This is a genomic window from Pararhizobium capsulatum DSM 1112, from assembly GCF_030814475.1.
Classification (GTDB): Bacteria; Pseudomonadota; Alphaproteobacteria; order Rhizobiales; family Rhizobiaceae; genus Pararhizobium; species Pararhizobium capsulatum.
Genome location: NZ_JAUSVF010000001.1, coordinates 1,372,100 through 1,392,678 on the forward strand (window position 1 = coordinate 1,372,100; position 20,579 = coordinate 1,392,678).

General features: G+C 59.7%; 17 protein-coding genes. 10 read left to right on the top strand and 7 right to left on the bottom strand.

The features are described from left to right. Nucleotides 1-56: 56 nt before the first annotated feature. Both QO002_RS06570 and QO002_RS06575 read left to right on the top strand, forming a co-directional pair. On the top strand, nucleotides 57-467 hold the full coding sequence (locus QO002_RS06570; protein WP_307227874.1) for a hypothetical protein: 411 nt from the start codon (nucleotides 57-59) through the stop codon (nucleotides 465-467). A gap of 94 nt (nucleotides 468-561) precedes the next feature. Further along, nucleotides 562-927, top strand: a complete 366-nt coding sequence (locus tag QO002_RS06575) for a GFA family protein (protein WP_307227876.1) — start codon at nucleotides 562-564, stop codon at nucleotides 925-927. Between the two features lie 202 nt (nucleotides 928-1,129). On the opposite strand, the gene edd is transcribed toward QO002_RS06575, so the two are convergent. The 5 genes from edd to QO002_RS06600 all read right to left on the bottom strand — a co-directional run bounded on the left by edd (nucleotide 1,130) and on the right by QO002_RS06600 (nucleotide 8,206). Beyond that, entirely contained in the window at nucleotides 1,130-2,950 is a 1,821-nt protein-coding gene (edd, locus tag QO002_RS06580) for a phosphogluconate dehydratase (protein ID WP_307227878.1), read from the bottom strand. 156 nt (nucleotides 2,951-3,106) lie between these two features. Then, nucleotides 3,107-3,805 (bottom strand): 6-phosphogluconolactonase, encoded by a 699-nt coding sequence (gene pgl / locus QO002_RS06585; protein ID WP_307227880.1) that lies wholly within the window; start codon nucleotides 3,803-3,805, stop codon nucleotides 3,107-3,109. 9 nt (nucleotides 3,806-3,814) lie between these two features. After that, the gene (zwf, locus tag QO002_RS06590) at nucleotides 3,815-5,290 is read right to left on the bottom strand and encodes a glucose-6-phosphate dehydrogenase (RefSeq protein WP_307227882.1); all 1,476 of its coding nucleotides are present in this window, start codon (nucleotides 5,288-5,290) and stop codon (nucleotides 3,815-3,817) included. Nucleotides 5,291-5,468: 178 nt separating this feature from the next. After that, nucleotides 5,469-6,755: an NAD(P)/FAD-dependent oxidoreductase gene (locus tag QO002_RS06595; protein ID WP_307227884.1), complete on the bottom strand. Its 1,287-nt coding sequence runs from the start codon at nucleotides 6,753-6,755 to the stop codon at nucleotides 5,469-5,471. A gap of 14 nt (nucleotides 6,756-6,769) precedes the next feature. Continuing rightward, entirely contained in the window at nucleotides 6,770-8,206 is a 1,437-nt protein-coding gene (locus QO002_RS06600; protein WP_307227886.1) for a glutamine synthetase family protein, read from the bottom strand. 158 nt (nucleotides 8,207-8,364) lie between these two features. Between QO002_RS06600 and QO002_RS06605 the strand changes: the two genes are divergently transcribed. The 3 genes from QO002_RS06605 to QO002_RS06615 all read left to right on the top strand — a co-directional run bounded on the left by QO002_RS06605 (nucleotide 8,365) and on the right by QO002_RS06615 (nucleotide 12,759). Continuing rightward, nucleotides 8,365-9,549: a BaiN/RdsA family NAD(P)/FAD-dependent oxidoreductase gene (locus tag QO002_RS06605; RefSeq protein WP_307227889.1), complete on the top strand. Its 1,185-nt coding sequence runs from the start codon at nucleotides 8,365-8,367 to the stop codon at nucleotides 9,547-9,549. A 211-nt stretch (nucleotides 9,550-9,760) separates the two neighbouring features. Further along, nucleotides 9,761-9,898 carry a hypothetical protein gene (locus QO002_RS06610; protein WP_307227891.1) on the top strand — a complete coding sequence of 46 codons (138 nt, stop codon included), beginning with the start codon at nucleotides 9,761-9,763 and terminating at the stop codon, nucleotides 9,896-9,898. Between the two features lie 332 nt (nucleotides 9,899-10,230). Then, entirely contained in the window at nucleotides 10,231-12,759 is a 2,529-nt protein-coding gene (locus QO002_RS06615; protein ID WP_307227893.1) for a methyl-accepting chemotaxis protein, read from the top strand. 159 nt (nucleotides 12,760-12,918) lie between these two features. On the opposite strand, the gene QO002_RS06620 is transcribed toward QO002_RS06615, so the two are convergent. Both QO002_RS06620 and aceA read right to left on the bottom strand, forming a co-directional pair. Then, nucleotides 12,919-13,158, bottom strand: coding sequence for an SMc00767 family acetate metabolism repressor (locus QO002_RS06620; protein ID WP_307227896.1), 240 nt, complete (start codon nucleotides 13,156-13,158; stop codon nucleotides 12,919-12,921). An 86-nt stretch (nucleotides 13,159-13,244) separates the two neighbouring features. Beyond that, nucleotides 13,245-14,534, bottom strand: coding sequence for an isocitrate lyase (aceA, locus tag QO002_RS06625; RefSeq protein WP_307227899.1), 1,290 nt, complete (start codon nucleotides 14,532-14,534; stop codon nucleotides 13,245-13,247). A 227-nt stretch (nucleotides 14,535-14,761) separates the two neighbouring features. Here aceA and QO002_RS06630 point away from each other — a divergent pair, with 227 nt between their 5' ends. The 5 genes from QO002_RS06630 (at nucleotide 14,762) to QO002_RS06650 (ending at nucleotide 20,439) form a co-directional block, all read left to right on the top strand. Beyond that, a complete protein-coding gene (locus tag QO002_RS06630) occupies nucleotides 14,762-16,171 on the top strand; it encodes a helix-turn-helix domain-containing protein (RefSeq protein WP_307227901.1) in 1,410 nt (469 codons plus the stop codon). Between the two features lie 197 nt (nucleotides 16,172-16,368). Continuing rightward, entirely contained in the window at nucleotides 16,369-17,463 is a 1,095-nt protein-coding gene (locus QO002_RS06635) for a polyamine ABC transporter substrate-binding protein (protein ID WP_307227903.1), read from the top strand. A 101-nt stretch (nucleotides 17,464-17,564) separates the two neighbouring features. Beyond that, on the top strand, nucleotides 17,565-18,707 hold the full coding sequence (locus QO002_RS06640) for an ABC transporter ATP-binding protein (protein ID WP_307233199.1): 1,143 nt from the start codon (nucleotides 17,565-17,567) through the stop codon (nucleotides 18,705-18,707). Between the two features lie 4 nt (nucleotides 18,708-18,711). Further along, nucleotides 18,712-19,623 (top strand): ABC transporter permease subunit, encoded by a 912-nt coding sequence (locus QO002_RS06645; RefSeq protein WP_307227905.1) that lies wholly within the window; start codon nucleotides 18,712-18,714, stop codon nucleotides 19,621-19,623. Further along, nucleotides 19,624-20,439 carry an ABC transporter permease gene (locus tag QO002_RS06650; protein WP_307227907.1) on the top strand — a complete coding sequence of 272 codons (816 nt, stop codon included), beginning with the start codon at nucleotides 19,624-19,626 and terminating at the stop codon, nucleotides 20,437-20,439. Nucleotides 20,440-20,579: the final 140 nt, after the last annotated feature.

Consider the following 20,579-nt stretch of genomic DNA (forward strand, 5'->3'; position numbering starts at 1 on the left):
ACGCTCTGTTAAATCTCGCCCGCTAATATTGGGGGTAACAGGAAGGGGACAATGAAATGGCAAGCGTAGGAACGCCGGATCGGCCGAGTTATCTGAGCAAGGAAGAGTCGTTCATGTATGATCGGGAAGCCAACTTCCCGATGGAAGACACGATGAACGACGCGCGGATTGAATATACCGAAAACGGTATGACCAATCTCAGCTCCCGCCGCTGCCAGATCATCAAGATTTCCAAGAGCAGCGCCGTGCTGACGATGCCGACGCAGTTCAAGCTGCCCCAGACCTTTTACCTCGACGTGCCGAGCGCCCGCATCGGCATGATCGGCTGCCTGGTAAAGCGCGTTCACGCCAACAATGTCGTGGAAGCCCGCTTCCTGCGTCTGATCAACGATCGGGATCTCAATCGCATCTTCGTTTATTCGACGCATCCCAATCACCGCAATCGCGTTCTCGACATATACGGCTGACACGGTCGTCATCGCTTCACGAAGACTTGCGCTTGACAGCCGCCCGTGAGGGCGGATTGTTAGGATGTGCTTAGCTGAAGCGGGGTGATCGGGTATGGAGCGACCCTACAGGCTTTCCTGTCATTGCGGCGAGATCCGCTTCGAAGTCGATGAGGACCTCGGTGAACTGGTCGAGTGCAACTGTTCGACCTGCCGGCGCTCGGGATTTTTGCACTGGAAAGTGCAGGCTGACCGGATCACGCTTCTCAGCGAAAAGCGGCAGATGTCCACCTATGTCTGGCGCTGTATCAGCGAGGGCCATCATTTCTGCACCACCTGCGGCGTCGCCATGCTGCGCACCGGCTACCCCGGCGGAAAAGTCTCCGTCAACGCCCGCTGCATCGACAATATCGACCTCTTCGAACTGAACATCGAACGTTACGACGGTCGCACGGACATGCATCCGGGGCCGTTGCCTTAAGGCGGCGGACTTCGAGCCAGTTCATGCCCCTCATCCGGCCTGTCGGCCACCTTCTCCCCGCAAGCAGGGAGAAGGGATATGCAGCACCCGCCCATCCCATTTCAGTCTTGTTGACGCTGAAGGCGACGTCAATCTCCGTCGTCCCTCTCCCCGCATTGCGGGGAGAGGGTTAGGGTGAGGGGCGCTGCTTGCGCGGGAGAGCCTAGTTGAACAGCACGCTCGCGCCGTGATCGGCCGTGCCGGCGATGGCGCGGAAGGGGGCGAAAAGCTCGCGTCCCATGCCGAATTCATTATGCGACAGATCGGCCACCACCGCTTCGCGGGCCGCGAATTCCCGTCGATCGCCGAGAACCTCAATTGTGCCGGCAACGGCATCAAGCCGGATGATGTCGCCCTCGCGCACCTTGGCGATCGGTCCACCATCCTTGGCTTCCGGCGTCATGTGGATTGCTGAAGGCACCTTGCCGGAGGCGCCGGACATGCGCCCGTCGGTCACCAGCGCCACGATCTGGCCGCGGTCCTGAAGAATGCCGAGAACGGTCGTCAACTTGTGCAGTTCCGGCATGCCGTTGGCCTTCGGGCCTTGGAAACGCACGACGGCGATAAAATTGCCCTCGAGCTTGCCTTCCTTGAAGGCCGTCTGCAGTTCGGACTGATCGTGGAAGATCTTGGCGGGGGCTTCGATAATATGGCGCTCGGGCTTGACGGCGGAGGTCTTGATAACCGCCTTGCCGAGATTGCCGGAGAGCATCTTGAGACCACCGGTCACCTGGAAGGGATGCTCGATGGTGGCGAGCACCTTCGGGTCGTGGCTCTTTTCCGGTGCGGGCTCTCGCAGAACGCCGCCATTGGCGCCGAGTTTGACGTCGATCGCGTAGGCGTCGAGCCCTTGTCCGTAGACGGTACGAACGTCACCATGCAGCATGCCCTTCTTCAGGAGCTGGCTGATGAGATAACCCATGCCGCCGGCAGCGTGGAAGTGGTTCACGTCGGCGAGACCGTTCGGATAGACGCGGGCGAGCAGGGGGATGATGTCGGAAAGCTCGGAGATATCCTGCCATGTCAGGGCAATGCCACCGGCACGCGCCATGGCGACGAGGTGCATCGTATGGTTGGTCGAGCCGCCGGTCGCATGCAGGCCGATGACGCCGTTGACGATTGAACGTTCGTCGATCATCTCGCCAGCCGGAGTGAACTCGTTGCCGAGAGCGGTGATCGCAAGCGCCCGCTTGGTCGCTTCCTTGGTCAGGGCATCGCGCAACGGCGTGCCGGGATTGATGAAGGAGGCGCCGGGCAGGTGAAAGCCCATGATTTCCATCAGCATCTGATTGGAGTTGGCGGTGCCGTAGAAAGTACAGGTGCCGGGGCCGTGATAGGACTTGGATTCCGCTTCCAGCAACTCGTCGCGCCCGACCTTGCCTTCGGCAAAGAGCTGGCGCACCCGCGCTTTTTCGTCATTTGGGAGGCCCGTGGTCATCGGGCCTGCGGGGATGAACACGGCCGGCAGGTGGCCGAAGGTCATGGCCGCGATCATCAGGCCGGGCACGATCTTGTCGCAGACGCCGAGATAGACGGTACTGTCGAACATATTGTGCGACAGGCCAATGCCGGCTGCCATGGCGATCAGGTCGCGGGAAAACAGCGACAGCTCCATGCCCGGCTGTCCTTGGGTGACGCCGTCGCACATTGCGGGCACGCCACCGGCAACTTGAGCGATGCCGCCGGCTTCATGGGCCGCCTGGCGGATCAGGGCCGGGTAGGTCTCGAAGGGTTGGTGCGCTGACAGCATGTCATTGTAGGACGTGATGATGCCGAGGTTCGGCACCATGTCGCCCGCAAGGGCGACCTTCTCGGAGGGGGAACAGATGGCAAAACCATGCGCAAGATTGCCGCAGCCGAGGACCGAGCGATGCACACCTTTCGCAGCGGCATTGCGGACGCGCTCCAGATAGGGCTCGCGATACGGCTTGGAGCGTTCGACGATACGGGCGGTTATAGCGGCAATGCGGGAATCGACGGACATGGCAATCCTGTTCCGGAGCCAGTGGCTCCTTGGCTCTGCGACACCAGCGCATTGCTAAAATGCGCAAACGGCGTCGCATACTTCGAAAGACTGCGTCACCTTCGGTGTCACGCAGTCAGGCTGCGATGGGTCCAGGGCTTGGGTCCCCGGATCACATCAGGGTGCCCAGTAGATTTGCAACGGCGATGCGGCACGGCGCAGCATGGCGCGGATCGGCATCTCCGCCTCGTCTCCGGGCGCTTCTGCTTTGGCAAGAACATCCTTCTTGCCTTGGCCTTCGATATGGAGAACCAGAAGTCCGGCATCCTGAAGGCTGGAAAAGGTAAATGTCAGGCGCGGCTCGCCAGCACCTTCGGCTTCCATGGTCATCACGCCACACGGTGTCGCCGGATCGAGCGCTTCCGCAAGCCGGGATCCACCGGGGAAGAACGAAGCGGTGTGCCCATCCGTTCCCATGCCGAGGATGGCCACATCGAAGGGTGAACCCAGCGCCGCGGCCTGCTCGCCCGCAAGCCGGGCAGCCACTTCGGCATTCTCGGTCGGGTGATAGAGCGGCAGGAAATTTGCGGCGGCAGCAGGGCCTTGAAGCAGATTGTCCGTTACCAGCCTGTGGTTCGAGCGATCGCTGTCGGGCGGCACGAAACGTTCGTCCACCAGCGTCACGGTCACCTTGGGCCAGTCGATCGCCTTCGTCGACAAGGCCCGGAAAAAAGCCTTCGGCGTCGAGCCGCCGGAAACCGCCAGTGTTGCTTTGCCGCACGCTGCGATTGCAGCCGAAAGAGCATTGGCAACAGTATCAGCGAGCCCCTGAGCCAGGGCTGCGCCATTTTCAAATTGATGCAAAACCTCCCCCATGACCGCTCCTCAGATCACTTCATGCCAAGTGCGCCCGTCGCGCTCGATCAGCGCGATGGCCTGGCTTGGACCCCAGGTGCCGGCCGTATAGGACTGTGGCTGCTGGCCGACGCCGTCCCAGGCCTTGAGGATCGGATCAACCCACTTCCATGCCGCCTCGACTTCGTCACGGCGCATGAACAGCGTCTGGTTGTTTCTGATGACATCGAGCAGAAGGCGCTCATAAGCATCCGCACTACGCGCGTTGAAAGCCTCGGCAAAGGTCATGTCCAGCGAAACATTGCGCAGGCGCATTCCGCCCTGGCCTGGGTCCTTGATCATCAGCGACTGCTTGACGCCTTCATCCGGCTGCAGGCGGATGATCAGCTGGTTCTGGCCAATGCGACCGGCGGATTCGTCGAAGATCGAATGCGGGATCGGCTTGAAGGTGATGACGATCTCCGACATGCGGGCAGCAAGGCGCTTGCCCGTGCGGATGTAGAAAGGCACACCCGCCCAGCGCCAGTTGTTGATCTCGGCCTTTATGGCGACGAAGGTTTCGGTGTTGGAGACACCACCTTCAAGCTCTTCCAGATAACCCTTGACCGGACCGCCGGCAGAAGCGCCTGCCTTGTACTGACCGCGCACGGTCATCTTCTCGACATTGCCTTCGTTGATCGGCTTCAGCGCACGCAGCACCTTCAGCTTTTCGTCACGCACCGCTTCGGCGTTCATCGACGGGGGAACTTCCATGGCGACAAGGCAGAGCAGCTGCAGAATGTGGTTCTGCACCATGTCACGCAGGGCACCGGCCTTGTCGTAATAGCCCGCACGGCTTTCGAGGCCGACCGATTCGGCAACGCTGATCTGGATATGGTCGATGTACTGGGCGTTCCAGAGCGGCTCATAGAGCGCGTTGGCAAAGCGCAGTGCCATCAGGTTCTGCACCGTTTCCTTGCCGAGATAGTGGTCGATGCGGAAGATCTGGTCTTCGCGGAAAACCTTGCCGATCGTATCGTTGAGCTCCAGCGCCGAAGCGAGGTCGCGGCCGATCGGCTTTTCGACGACGATGCGGGTCGATTTGGTGATGAGCTTGTGGTCGCGAATCTTTTCCGAGATATCACCGAAGATGCCAGGTGCGACTGCGAGATAAAAGGCGCGTACCCGCTCCTTGCCCTCATCGAGAAGTGCCTTCAGCTTATCCCAGCCCTGATCAGATTTTGCATCGACAGAGATGTAGAACAGACGGTTGAGGAAGGTCTTGACCTGCTCTTCCTGATATTCGTCCTTCTTGAGATATTCCTTCAGCGCGGCATCCGCAAACTTGCGATATTCTTCGTGGGAAAGCGCACTACGCGACGCGCCGATAATGCGCGTCGGCTCGGTGATCTGACCATCCAGCTGGCGATGGTAGAGAGCCGGCAGCAGCTTGCGCTCGGCAAGGTCGCCCGTGCCGCCAAATACGACGTAATCAAAGGGCTCGACAGGAATGATCTGACTGCTCATGGAATTCTCGATCTCTGTTCGTCTGAGGATGATATAATCTAATCGATTTAAAAGCGCTAGGGTGCGGCGCAATAAAATCAGAAATCGGCGGTCTCCTGCCAGCCATTATGACCGGCAGGAACCGCCGCAGGATGGGGCCGACGTGGCGTCGGTATGGATATGTTTTCAGCGTGGCGCATCAGAATTTATCGCGCAAGGCATACCAGCTGAGCGCAAGGAACAAAAGGGTAGAGCGGAATTTTGACCCGCCCGGAAACGCCGAAATCTGCAGGTCGCGGAAGAGTTCCAATTCGGTCTTTTCGCCTCGAACGAGGTCGGCATAAAGCTTGCCGCAGTAATTGGATAGCATCACCCCGTGGCCGGAATAACCACCGATCGAGGTGATGCCGGGCAGGACCTCCCGCACAAAGGGCTGGCGCGGAAGCGTGATGCCGACGGAACCGCCCCAGGAGTGGGTCATTTCGATCTCTCCAAGCTGCGGATAGATCTCAGCGATCTGCCTGCGAATATGATTGGAAATGTCGCGCGGATTGTCGGCCGTGTAGGCTTCGCGCCCGCCAAAGAGCAGCCGGCCATTTTTCAGGCGGCGGAAATAGCGAACAACGAAACGGGAATCTGCAACCGATTCGCACCCCGGCAGCACGCCCGGATAATCGTCGAGCGGCCGGGTCGCGCCGATGAAGGAACGGATCGGCATGACGTGATTTGCGGTAATGGGCTCAAGATTGCCGATATAAGCGTTGCAGGCGATGAGTGCCCGGTCGGCTGTTATTGTCCCCCGGTCGGTCTCGATAACAATCTTGCCGCCTTGCCGGTCGATCTTCAGCGCCTTGGTCTGTTCATGGACGGCAGCACCCGCAGCCTTTGCCTGTCGCGCAAGACCGACGACCAGTTTCATCGGCTGGATATGACCGGTGCCGGTATCGCGAACGCCGAAGAGATAATGGGTCGAGCCCAGCCGCTCGGCAGTCTCCTTGCTGTCCATGAAGCTGATATGCGGATAGTTGTAGCGGCTGGCGGCGATCTCCGCATTGGCCCGGTAGTATTTCTCGAGGCCCTTCCTGTGGCACACGGAGAGCTGACCGGGCGCATAGTCGATATCGATCCCATGCGTTTCAGCAAAGTCGAGCATATACCGCTTGGCGTTTTCCGCCATGTCGAACAAGGCCCGGGAGCGCTCGTAGCCGAGGGAGGATTCCGCTTCCTCCGGCCACCAGCGCTGGCCTGTACCAAGCTGGCCGCCATTGCGCCCGGAGGCTCCGTCGCCGAAGCGATAGGCCTCGATCAGTGTAACGCGGACGCCGCTTTTCGCGAGATTGTAGGCAGCTTGAAGGCCGGTGAAACCGCCGCCGACAACGGCGACGTCGGTTTCGGTGGAGCCGTCGAGGGCCGGATATTCCGGCCGTTCGACAACATTGTCCTCATACCAGGAAATCCCCGGCGAGATCGGGCTTTGCCACGCCATGGCGATATCTCCGCTCAGACGTTGAGAAGCAGGTATTCCCGCTCCCAGGGGCTGATCACCTGCATGAAGGTCTCGAACTCGCCTCGTTTGACACCGCCATAGATGGCGATGAACTCGGCGCTGAATACTTCTTCGAAGGACGGTTCCGATTCCAGCATGGAAATCGCTTCCAACAGTCCGCGCGGCAGATCGATGGTGCCTTCGTTGACGGTATCATCCGCCGGAGCTGAAGGCTCCAGACCTTGCACGATGCCGAGATAACCGCAGCCGAGGGACGCAGCCAGCGCGAGGTACGGATTGGCGTCCGAGCTCGGCAGCCGGTTCTCGACGCGCCGGGCGGCCGGCTCCGACACCGGAACGCGGAAGGCCGTGGTGCGATTGTCGTAGCCCCAGGCATTGTTGACGGGTGCTGACATGTCCGGGGTCAGGCGGCGGTAGGAGTTCACGTAAGGCGCCATCATCGACAGCGCCTTCGGCACGTATTTCTGCATACCGCCGATGAAGGAGAAGAACTCCTTCGAAGCCGATCCGTCGGCATTTGAAAACAGGTTGCGGCCGGTGTTGACCTCGACCACGGACTGATGGATGTGCATGGCCGAACCCGGCTGCGCCTGCATCGGCTTGGCCATGAAGGTCGCGTAGATGCCGTGCTTCAGCGCCGCCTCGCGGATCGTGCGCTTGAACAGGAACACCTGATCGGCAAGCTCGATCGGATCGCCGTGGCGCAGGTTGATCTCGAGCTGCGCCGGACCCTCTTCGTGGATCAGGGTATCGATCTCCAGACCCTGTTTTTCCGAGAAGTGATAGATGTCGTCGATCAGCTCGTCGAATTCGTTGACGCCGGCGATCGAATAGGCCTGACCACCCTGGATCGAACGGCCGGAGCGACCTGTCGGCGGGCGCAGAGGATAGTCAGGATCGTCATTCTTGGCGACGAGATAGAATTCGATTTCCGGCGCTACCACCGGCTTCCAGCCACGCTGCTTGTAGAGGTCGAGCACATGCTTCAAGACGTTGCGCGGCGTGTAGGGAACGTTTTCGCCCGAAGAGCCCGCGATGTCGCAGATGACCTGCGCCGTCGGGTCGGTTTCCCAGGGTACGATCGAAAGGGTGGAAAGGTCAGGCACCAGCTTGATGTCGCTGTCGCGGCTGTCATAGCGGAAGTTGCCGGTTTCTTCCGGATATTCGCCGGAAATCGTGTGGCGATAGATCGCCGAAGGCAGCGCGAGCGAGGTATTGGACGTGAATTTCGAGGACGGCATCATCTTGCCGCGCGGTACGCCGGCAATGTCGGGCGTAATGCATTCGATGTCTTCGACACCGCGGACCTTGAGCCAGTCGACAGCCTCTTTCCAGGTCTTGACGCCGCGTGGCGCTTGGAGTGCAGCAGGTATTTTCGGTGTTCTCGTAATCTCTTGTGTACGTGGGACCAGGGTTCTCTTAGCAGGCATAAATCACCGGTTTTGGGTTCGGATGGGGCATCATAGCCACAGTTTGGCAATTGGCTAGGGGGCCTTTCGCGTTCCTTCGGCCGCGATTGCACCGTTTCGTGGGGCGGATTGACTTCCGGCACGCAGGCGGGGAAGGAAGGAAAAACAGGAATTGAGCAGTGGCTGAAAACTACGATGTTGCAATAATCGGTGCGGGCGCCGCCGGCATGATGTGTGCGATCGAGGCTGGCAAGCGCGGCCGACGGGTGATCGTTCTCGATCATGCGAAGGCACCTGGAGAGAAGATCCGCATCTCCGGTGGCGGGCGCTGCAACTTCACAAACATCCACACCACGCCGAAGGCCTTTCTCTCGGCCAATCCGCATTTCTGCAAGTCGGCGCTTGCCCGTTTCACGCCGCAGGATTTTCTCGCCATGGTGGAGCGCCACGGTATCGCGTGGCACGAAAAGACCCTGGGACAGCTGTTCTGCGACGACAGCGCCAAGGACATTATCCGTATGCTGCTTACGGAGATCAGGGAGGCGGGCGTTTCCCTGAAGCTTTCCACCGCGATCGAGGCCGTCGAACGGGGCGTCGGCGGTTACCGCGTCCTGACCTCCGAGGGCCGAATCGACTGTGCATCGCTGGTGATTGCGACCGGGGGCAAGTCGATCCCCAAGATGGGCGCCACCGGCTTCGCCTACAAGATTGCCGAGCAGTTTGGCCTTTCGCTCTTGGAGACGCGGCCGGGGCTTGTGCCACTGACACTTGATCCCTCGGAACTTGAACGGTTGGCTTCCCTGTCCGGCGTCGCTGTGGACGCTCGCGCCAGCGTCGGCAAGGCCAGTTTCGACGAAGCCTTGCTGATTACCCATCGGGGTCTCAGCGGCCCGGCTATCCTCCAGATTTCGTCCTACTGGCGCGAGGGCGGAGACATCAGTCTCAGGCTTTTGCCGGCGCTCGATATTGCAAAGGCAGTCAAGGACGCGCGGCGAGGGCAAGGCAAGCAGGCGCTGCAGACGGTGCTCTCGGAACATCTGCCGAAGCGGCTTGCCCAGTTCTTTGTCGAGCTTGCCGGCCTGCACACCAAAAGCCTCGCCGATCTTTCCGACAAAGTGATCGACGGTTTCTGCGCTCGTCTGTCGGACTGGCGCATCAAGCCGGCGGGTTCGGAGGGATATCGAACGGCCGAAGTCACACTCGGTGGCATTGATACCGGTGAACTGGATTCCCGGACTATGCAGGCCCGCAATATCGATGGGCTCTTCTTTATCGGGGAATGCGTGGATGTGACCGGCTGGCTCGGCGGTTATAATTTCCAATGGGCCTGGGCCTCGGGTTTTGCGGCTGGGCAGGCAGCCTGAATTGCGCCACGTCTTCAGCTATTCTTAAGGGATATGGCCGAACCTCTTTCCATGCCGGCAAGATCGGCCCGGAATGTTGCGGAACTCATCTTCGCATTTCCGGCAGGGCGAGAAGAATATTCTTCTCAAACGTCGATCTTTACATGATGTGGGCTGGCGGTCCGGATCAACCGGGTCTATTGTAGCTGACGACGCGAAAGGATCTGATGTGATGACTGAGAACCGCCGCAAAGCCCGTGCGATCGCCATTGCCAAGGCAGACGACGCCAACGGCAGGGTTGTGATCCTAACTGCCGCGCTGCTCGCCTTTTTCGCTGTCGCCGCCCTCGCGGCTCTCTCGGTATTCTGATCGGGACATTTTTCTTCATTTTCAATGTGGTCGCTCGCTTTTTTGCGGGCAGATCTTGTGCGTGTTCCACACTGGTTCAGTGCAATTGCTGGCCTGAACCGATTTAATTGGCGATTTATGTAAAAATTAATCGTTGTCGTTGAAGACTGAGCGATCAGGAGTCTGCGGTGACGGCGCAAGCGTGAATTTGCGCAGTCAAGCAATGAATGCCCCGGCAGACTGGCGGCCATCCCCGCATGTTTTGAGTTCAAACCACCAGTTTGCCAGCCACCGTAAGAAGCCCTTGAGAGGGGTTGGGGAGGGCGGTTGCAGGCTGAGAGCCAGGGGGTGCCATGTTCATCGACAGAATTCTTGCCCGTTTCAAAATCCAGACGAAGGTGCTGCTGTTTATCCTGCCCTTCGTCGTCAGCATCTGTGCCGTCGGCATTACCGGTCTTTACGCCTCCGGGCTCTTGCAGGGACGCATGGAGATTTCCAACAGCGTCCTCCAGTCGCTGAACGGCTTCAAGGATGTCTATGCCGGCATGAGCCAGTTCCTTCAGCACACGACAGAGGAAAGCCGCGACGGTGTCTACGCCAAATTGTCGGCACAAAAGGAAGTTCTGGCCGACACCATGAATGGCCTCGACGCCAACGCAGACAAGACGAAGCTGGAAGACGCGCAGGCGAAGACGCAGGACGTCGAAGCCCGCATCGATGGCCTCTGGCAGCTCTATGTCGGCGAAGTTGGTCTGCGCGACGCCATGGGCAAGAGCCTCAATTTTCTGGCCGGCGAACAGGTAAAGATCCTGGAAGAAGCAACCAAGATGCAGCGCGGCGTCCGTCAGGACGAAAATACCGCCAAAAGCATGTTGCGCGAAGCCGACCGCCTGACCAATGCCAGCAAGTTTTTCGCCGATTTCGGCTCGGACTATTCCGGAGCGACTGCACCGGAAGACAAGCTGAAGCTCGTCAAGGAGCGCTTCCCGCAGATCAACAAGACCGAGCGCTCGATCGCAACCGTTCTGCCGAAATCGCAGAAGGTCGTGGCCGAAACGATCAAGAAGACGGCGACCGAACTCTCCGGCTTCATTTCCTCGACTGATACGCCTGATCTTACGGTACCTGAAATTACGCGCCGCGTTTCGCGCTTCCGTCAGGTTTCGATCCAGCTTGCAGGTGCTGCCGGCGAGAAGATGCGCGAAGCGACCCGTATCTTCGGTGAGCTTGACGAGCCGATCATTCGTTCTGAGGCAATCCTGGTTGCGACCCGCAAGCTGGTGAACTCGATCTATTCGATCCAGATCGCCTCGGCCCGCTTCCTCGGCGTAACCTCCGATGAAAACCGCAAGAAGCTCTTGAGCGAACTATCGATCGTGCAGAGCGACATGGACGCGCTTCGCGGCAGCGCCAGTGGCCTGACCTTCTTCGACGACGTCGCCGAAGCCCTCATTCCGGCCCTGAAGAAAATGGACGAGGATAGCGCCGCGCTCGTCGATATCAGTGCCAAGCGCTCGGAAGAATTTGCCGCTGCCGGTACATCCATCGACCTGATCTGGAATCAGCTCAGCGACTTTGCCGAAGATCAGAAGACCAGCGCCGGTGTCGAGCGTGACAAGGCCAACCAGGTTTCCGTTCTCGCAACCGTGCTCGGGATCGTCATCGCGCTTGTCGCAGGCGGCGCCCTTGTCCTGACCCTCAAGGGACCGATCGGCCAGATCACCACGGCGATGCGCAAGCTGGCCGATGGTTTCGTCGATACCAGCATCTCCGGCGAAGCCCGCCGCGATGAAATCGGCGACATGGCCCGTGCCCTCGGGATCTTCAAGGAAAATGCTCTTTCGAAGATCCGCATCGAAGCCGAAAGCGAAGAGCAGCGCGCCGCTGCAGAAGCCGAACGTGCCCGCAATGACGCCGAGAAGCGCGAGGTTGATCGCCAGATCAATTTTGCAGTCGATGCCCTGGCAGCAGGTCTCGGCCGGCTTGCCGCAGGCGACGTCTCGCGCCAGATCGAAACGCCGTTCAACGGGCGTCTCGAGCAGTTGCGCCAGGACTTCAACGTCTCGCTGGTCCGCCTGCAGGATACGCTCGGCCAGATCCGTGGCAACGCGCTGTCGATCCAGCGCAGTGGCGCGGAAATGAGCGCATCCGCCGATCAACTCTCCAAGCGCACGGAAGCCCAGGCCTCCTCACTCGAGGAAACCGCAGCCGCCGTCGACCAGATCACGACGACGGTCCGCTCCTCCGCCGAGCGTGCCCACGAAGCGAATGCCGTTGTTGGCCAGACGAAACGCAGTGCCGACAATTCCGCATCGGTCGTCTCCAATGCCATCGAGGCCATGGGCCGCATCGAAGGTGCATCCCGTCAGATCGAGCAGATCATCGAAGTGATCGACGACATCGCCTTCCAGACCAACCTTCTCGCGCTCAATGCCGGTATCGAGGCAGCGCGTGCGGGTGAAGCCGGCAAGGGTTTTGCGGTTGTTGCCCAGGAGGTGCGCGAACTCGCCCAGCGTTCGGCAGACGCAGCCCGCGAAATCAAGGGGCTGATCAACAAATCGACACAGGAAGTCAACGCCGGTTCGCATCTGGTGCAGGAGACGGGCGCGGTTCTCGCTTCGATCAGCCAGCAGATCGTCACCGTCAGCCACCATGTGGAGATGATGGCAACGGCCAGCCGCGATCAGGCGGCGGCACTTGCCGAGGTCAACGGTTCCGTCAACCAGATGGACCAGATGACCCAGCAGAACGCCACAATGGTTGACCAGCAGACAAATGCCAGCCGCTCGCTCGCCAACCAGGCCGATACGCTGATGATGCTGGTGGAACAGTTCCGGCTGGAGCCGGAAAGCGGGTCACAGAGCTATACCCGCGCTGCCTGAAAATAGATTTCCCGATCAAAAAATGCCCGGCTCTCGTGCCGGGCATTTTTATTGCAGGCAACCTCCGCCTCTGGTGGGGGTCCCTTGCAAAAGAGGAAGCCCCCGGCGGCAGGGAGCGCCGAGGGTTGGCCGGAAGTCGGAAAGTTACGGCGGACAATCCTACCCGCGGCCTTGGGTAACGATGACGGGGATCAGAAGATCGCCCCAGTTGCCGGCGCCGCCGTGGTGGCGGGCGGAGCGGACGAGTTCGACCGAAACGCCAGCCTCGACCGCCTTCATCACGGCATGGTTCAGCCGGTGAAGATCGTTGGCGACAGAGCGAATAACCGCCTGCTGCTCCGGGGTCATGGTGGAAGCCTGTTCTTCGGCGCGCTCCTTGACGCGGGTCTGGACTGTCATGGCATTTCTCCTCTTCTCTTCGGGGTTTTTGAATTGATGCTCGATCATCCCTCTCCCCCGTTGCGGGGAGAGGGAATATGTCGCACTTACTCTGCCGCCGGGCGGAACTGGTCGTGCTCGGTCGATTCGTGCATGGCCGTTGTCGACGACTTGCCGCCGGTGATGGCCATCGATACGGCGTCGAAATAGCCGGTGCCGACTTCGCGCTGGTGCTTGGTTGCGGTGTAGCCGTTGATTTCGGCGGCGAATTCCGCTTCTTGCAATTCCGAATAGGCAGCCATCTGACGGTCCTTGTAGCCGCGCGCCAGTTCGAACATGCCGAAGTTCAATTGGTGGAAGCCGGCGAGCGTGATGAACTGGAACTTGTAGCCCATGGCGCCGAGTTCACGCTGGAATTTGGCGATCGTCGCGTCGTCCAGGTTCTTCTTCCAGTTGAACGAGGGCGAGCAGTTATAGGCAAGCAGCTTGCCCGGATGCGCCTTGTGCACGCCCTCGGCGAATTTCCGCGCTTGCTCCAGATCCGGTTTCGAGGTCTCGCACCAGATGAGGTCGCAGTTGGGCGCATAGGCGATAGCGCGGGCGATGCAGGGCTCTATGCCGTTCTTGACATTGTAGAAGCCCTCGACCGTGCGTCCCGCATCGTAATCGACGAAGGGACGGTCGCGCTCGTCGATATCCGAGGTGAGCAGCTTGGCGGCTTCCGCATCGGTGCGCGCGATGACCAGCGTCGGTGTGCCCATGACGTCTGCGGCAAGTCGCGCGGCGTTGAGATTGCGGATGTGAGCCGCCGTCGGGATCAGAACCTTACCGCCGAGATGGCCACACTTCTTTTCCGAAGCCAGCTGGTCCTCATAGTGAACGCCGGCAGCGCCCGCCTCGATGAAGGCCTTCATGATCTCGAAGGCGTTGAGGGGGCCGCCGAAGCCTGCCTCGGCATCCGCAACGATCGGCGCAAACCAGGTGTCGACCGAAAGCCCCTTGCCCTCGGAAGTCTCGATCTGGTCGGCGCGCTGCAGCGTCTTGTTGATGCGCTTGGCAAGCTCGGGTGCGGCGTTTGCCGGATAGAGCGACTGGTCCGGATACATGGAGGACGCCGTGTTGGCATCGGCTGCGACCTGCCAGCCCGAGAGATAGATCGCCTTCAGGCCGGCACGAACCATCTGCATGGCCTGGTTGCCGGAGAGCGCGCCGAGCGCATTGACGAAATCTTCTTCGTGGATGAGCTGCCAAAGGCGGTTTGCACCCATTTCCGCCAGCGTATGCCTGATCTGGACCGAGCCGCGCAGCTTGAGGACATCTTCAGCGGAATAGGGGCGTTCAACGCCGTCGAAACGGCCCTTCTGGGCTCCCGGAACAAGATTGTAAAAGTCAGTCATAATTTTCTCCTCACGATCTGCACCATGCTCGACTTTGTCGAATATGAAATTCGGTGCCGTCTGGACATGTCATATTGTTTACACTTCAGCTTTCGTGGATGCGAGAAAAATGGATTTATTGTTCAATGGAAACGGGTTATGATGTATTATGTTTGACAAATTGGGTTTGTAATTTTGTAAAAATTGTAAATCAAAGATGTCGTGCAATTTTGTAAAAGGCTGTGACAATGGCGGAAAACAAGATTTTTGCCGGCCCGCGCGTGCGGCGCATCCGCAATGCGCAGGGGCTGACGCAGACTGCCATGGCCGAGGCGCTCAGTATTTCGCCGTCCTATCTCAACCTGATCGAGCGCAACCAGCGGCCGTTGACGGTCCAGCTGCTGTTGAAGCTTGCCTCCGTCTACAAGCTCGACCTCGATGAGCTGCGCGGCGAAACCTCCGACAACATTGCCGAGCTGCGCGCCATGTTCTCCGATCCCCTGTTGTCCGGCGAGCTGCCGGGCGATCAGGAACTGATTGAGGTGGCGGAAGCTGCTCCGAATGTCGCAAGCGGCATCCTCAAGCTTTACCGCGCCTACCGTGAACAGTCGTCGCGGCTGAAGGACCTGAGCGGGCTGCTCGCGGAGGAAGGGCATGTAACGGCGCTTTCAGGCGCGCGCCTTCCCGTGGATGAGGTGCGCGACGTGTTCGAGACGCGCCCCAATTATTTCGAGGATATCGAAATTGCAGCGGAGGCCTTCCATGCGACGCTGGCGCCCTCGGATGACCTCGGTGGCACCTTGAAAGAGTGGCTGCGCAAGACCCATGGCATGAGCGTGCGCATCTTGCCGGTACATGTCATGCCGGATCTGCGCCGTCGCTTCGATCGCCATTCCATGCGGCTCTTCCTGTCCGAGCGGCTGTCGCTGCAGGATCAGTTGCGCGAGATCGCCATGGAGGCGGCGCAGATTGCCTTTCACGAAGCGCTGGCGAAGGAACTTGATCGGTTGTCGCTTTCAACCGGCGAGGCCCGCCGCATCGCCCGTTTCGAGCTGGCGCGCTATGCGGCACTGGCGCTGATGATGCCCTATGGCGCGTTTCTCTCCGCGGCACAGCGGCTGAAATACGACCTGTCGGCGCTGGCGGCACGGTTTCGTGTGTCTTTCGAGCAGGCGGCAAGCCGGTTGATCTCGCTCCAACGGCCCGGCGCGGCCACCGTGCCATTCTTTCTGATGGAAATAGATAGCGCCGGAAACCGGCTACGACTGTCCGGTGCTCAAGGCTTTCCGAAGGCCCGCTTCGGCGGTAGCTGTCCCAAGCTCAATGTCTATTCCGCCTTCGCCCAGCCGGGGCAGGTATTGGCGGAGCGCGCGGATATTTTTGGCGGGGGCGGGTTTCTCGTCGTCTCGCGCACGGTCGAAGGACCTCAGGCCGGTTTCGGCGAGCGCGTGCGCCGCACCGCGATGCTGGTCGGTTGCGACGCGAGCCATCAGGCGGAGACGGTTTATGGCGAAAGCCCGCTGACCACCGTTGCTGCCGGCACGGCCTGTCGCCTCTGCGAGCGGCAGGGCTGTCTCGCCCGTGCCGAGCCGCCGGTCACCCGGCCGCTCGGCCTCGACGAAATGGTGACCGGCTTCAGCGCCTTCGATTTTCAGTGATCCTCACCAATCCTGAAACATATGTTTTTTGAAGAACTTGCTAAATTTGCCGCCCGGCTGTCGACCAATGCCGCATTGCCGAAAAGCGCTTGTGGTTGTTCAAAAACATGCCTAACTTCCGTTTGCGCATAGAGCGGTCCGCCCGGCAGAAAACGGAAACGTGCTGGAAGCGGACCAAAAAAACCAAGGGGAATTTTATGTCGCGTAAGATCGTTTCAGCCTTTGCGGCGGTTATCCTTGCCGGATCGGCCGTCATTGCCAACGCGCAGGAGCGCGTGGTCAACGTTTTCAACTGGTCGGATTACATCGACGCCAGCATCCTTGAGGATTTCACCAAGGAAACCGGCATCAAGGTCGTTTACGACGTCTTCGATTCCAACGAAATTCTCGAAACGAAGCTGCTGGCCGGCGGGTCGGGCTATGACGTCGTCGTGCCCACGGCAACGTTCCTGCAGCGCCAGATCGTAGCGGGCGTGTTCCAGAAGCTCGACAAGTCGAAGCTGCCCAATCTCCCCAATATGTGGGACGAGATTACCAAGCGTGTGGCGACCTACGATCCGGGCAATGAATATGCTGTCGATTATATGTGGGGTACCACGGGCATCGGCTACAACGTCGCCAAGATGAAGGAAATTCTCGGCACGGATGAAAAGCCGACCTGGGACGTGCTGTTCAACCCGGAGGTTGCAGCCAAGTTCAAGGATTGCGGTATCCACATTCTCGATTCCCCGACTGATGTGGTGCCTTCCGTGCTGCTCTATCTTGGCCTCAACCCGGATAGCCATGCACCGGAGGATCTGGCCAAGGCCGAAGAAGCGCTGATGAAGATCAGGCCTTTTGTTCGCAAGTTCCACTCCTCCGAATACATCAACGGACTTGCGAACGGCGATATCTGCCTGGCGATCGGTTATTCCGGCGACGTCTTCCAGGCCCGCGACCGCGCGGCGGAAGCCGACGCTGGCGTCCAGGTTGATTTCGCGATCCCGCCGACCGGCGCCCAGATGTGGTTCGACGTGATGGCGATTCCTGCCGATGCGCCGCATCTCGAAGAAGCCCATGCCTTCATCAACTACATGATGAAGCCGGAAGTCGTGGCCAAGGCCAGTGACTATGTCTTCTATGCCAACGGCAACAAGGCATCCCAGCAGTTCATCAGCAAGGACGTAGTCGGTGATACGGCGATCTATCCGCCGGAGGATGTGATGAAGAAGCTCTTCACCACCACACCATTCAGCGCCAAGGAGCAGCGGGTGCTGACCCGCATGTGGACCAAGGTCGCCACCGGCCAGTGATCACAGAAAAACGAAGCTGCCCGGACCTGAAAATCCGGGCAGTTTCTTGAGGGGCCTGCGACAGGGCGGTCCCGCACCAGACCATCATTCGGGGATAGATGATGAAATCACTCGGCAGTATCCGGCGCTCCTTTGCTCCATGGACGGACCCAGCGTCCAAGCCATTCATTTCCTTTCGCAATGTCACCAAGAAGTTTGGCGATTTCGTCGCCGTCGACGATCTTTCGCTCGACATCTACACCCGCGAGTTCTTTGCGCTACTGGGCGCATCCGGCTGCGGCAAGTCGACGTTGCTGCGCATGCTCGCGGGCTTCGAGCAGCCGACCTCCGGTGAGATCATTCTTGATGGCCAGAGCCTTAAGGGCATCCCGCCCTACAGACGCCCGGTCAACATGATGTTCCAGTCCTACGCACTCTTCCCGCATATGACGGTTGAGAACAACGTCGCGTTCGGTTTGAAGCAGGACGGCATGCCGAAGACGGAGATTGCCGAGCGCGTCGACCAGATGCTGAAGCTGGTCAAGCTCGAGAAGTTTGCCAAGCGCAAGCCGCATCAGCTTTCCGGTGGCCAGCGCCAACGCGTGGCCCTCGCCCGTTCGCTCGCCAAGCGTCCCAAGGTGCTGCTGCTTGATGAGCCGCTCGGCGCGCTCGACAAGAAGCTGCGCGAGGAAACCCAGTTCGAGCTCATGGACCTGCAACAGGAACTCGGCCTCACCTTCGTCGTCGTTACCCACGACCAGGAAGAGGCCATGACCATGGCCGACCGCATCGCGCTGATGGCGCAGGGCAAGGTCATCCAGGTGTCGACACCGGCGGAAATCTACGAGGCGCCGAATTCACGCTTCGTGGCCGATTTCATCGGCGACGTGAATATTTTCGATGGCAAGGTGTCGTCGAGTGCCGATGGCCGCATCCAGATCGAAACCGAATCCGGCTTCACGGTGCGTGTCGCCTCGCCGGATGCTCTCGCTGTCGGTGCCAGCGCCGGTTTTGCAGTTCGTCCCGAAAAGATCAGGGTCAGCCGTGAGGCGCCCGCCCAGTCAGCGGCCAATGCGGCCAAGGGCGAGATCTGGGATATCGGCTATCTCGGCGACATGACGGTGTTTCACATCCGCCTGGCTGACGGCAAGGTGGTCAAGGCATCTTCGCTGAATGCCGTGCGCGCCGTGGAAGATCCGCTCGGCTACGAGCAGGACGTCTGGATCTCGTTTGCCGAGGATGCCGGCGTCGTGTTGAAGGATTGAGTGCATGAGCAAGATCGGATCGGCCATCTTCAACCGGCTCGTCATTATCATTCCCTATGCGTGGCTGTTGTTCTTCTTCCTCATTCCCTTCGTCATCGTCCTGCGCATCTCGCTGTCGACGACGGCGGTGGCAATGCCGCCCTACACGCCCGTCTTCGATCTGACCGCCGGCCTTTCGACCTTTGTCGATGGCGTGAAAGAGTTCTCCTTCGACAACTATGTCTGGCTGACCGAAGATGCGCTTTATGCGAAGGCCTATCTGTCGAGCCTGATCATCGCCTTCATTTCGACCATCCTGACGCTGTTGATCGCCTATCCGATCGCCTACGGCATGGCGCGCGCGCCAAACACGATCCGGCCGACCCTGCTGATGCTGGTCATTCTGCCGTTCTGGACGAGCTTCCTGATCCGCGTTTACGCCTGGATCGCGATCCTGAAACCGGAAGGCCTGCTCAACCAGTTCCTTCTCTCAATCGGCGTCATCAGCGAACCGCTGATCATCCTCAACACCAATTGGGCAATCTATATCGGCATTGTCTATTCCTACCTGCCCTTCATGGTGCTGCCACTCTATTCGGCGCTTGAGAAGATGGATCACAGCCTGACGGAGGCGGCTCAGGACCTCGGCTGCACGCCGATATCAGCCTTCTGGCGGGTGACATTCCCGCTGTCGATCCCCGGCGTCGTCGCCGGCTGCCTTCTGGTCTTCATCCCGGCCGTCGGCGAGTTCGTCATTCCCGATCTGCTTGGCGGTTCGGAAACGCTGATGATCGGCAAGACCCTTTGGAACGAGTTCAACGCCAATCGCGATTGGCCGGTCTCGTCCGCCGTCGCGACCATACTGCTCCTCATTCTGGTGGTGCCGATCATGTTCTTCCAGCATGCCCAGTCCAAGGCTGACGGAGAGGGACGATAAATGCAGCAATGGTCTCGTTTCAACATCGTCTCGATCATTTTCGGCTTCGCCTTCCTCTACCTGCCGATCGTGCTCCTGGTGATCTTTTCGTTCAACGAGTCGAAACTGGTCACGGTCTGGGCCGGATTCTCCGTTCGCTGGTATGTGCAGCTTTTCCATAACCAAGCGCTGCTGGATGCGGCCTGGGTGACGATCCGTGTGGGTCTGTTTTCAGCCACCGTTGCCACTGTTCTCGGTACGCTGGCAGCTCTGGCCATGACCCGCTACACGCGCTTCCGTGGGCGCATGCTGTTTTCGGGCATGATCTACGCGCCGCTGGTCATGCCGGAGGTGATCACCGGCCTATCGATGCTGCTTCTGTTCGTCGCCATCGGCTTCGACCGCGGCTTTTGGACGCTGACACTGGCACACATCACCTTCACCATGTGCTTCGTCGCCGTCGTCGTGCAGTCGCGGCTTCTGTCCTTCGATCGCTCGATCGAGGAGGCGGCAATGGATCTTGGAGCAACACCGGTCGCGACCTTCCTGCAGGTGACATTGCCGGTCATCGCGCCGGCCGTGTTTTCCGGCTGGGTGCTGGCATTGACGCTGTCGCTTGATGACCTCGTGATCTCAAGCTTCACCTCCGGGCCTGGCGCCACCACGCTTCCGATGAAAATCTACAGTCAGGTGCGCCTCGGGGTAACGCCGGAAATCAATGCGATCTGCACGATCCTGATCGGGATCGTGGCGGTCGGCGTTCTGATTGCATCGATCGTTTCGCGTCGGCGGGAAGCACAACGCGTCCTCGACGAACAGGCAGCGTTTGCCCAGTAACGCGATTGCAGGACTGTGAAGCGATTTTCTGTCCGGAAGTGCGAAAAAATAAAACGCCTAGAGTTTGTCAGGGAAAAGTGGAAACCGGTTTTCCCGAAAAGACAAACGGAAACACAAGAATCTAAAGGATGTCTGGTTCC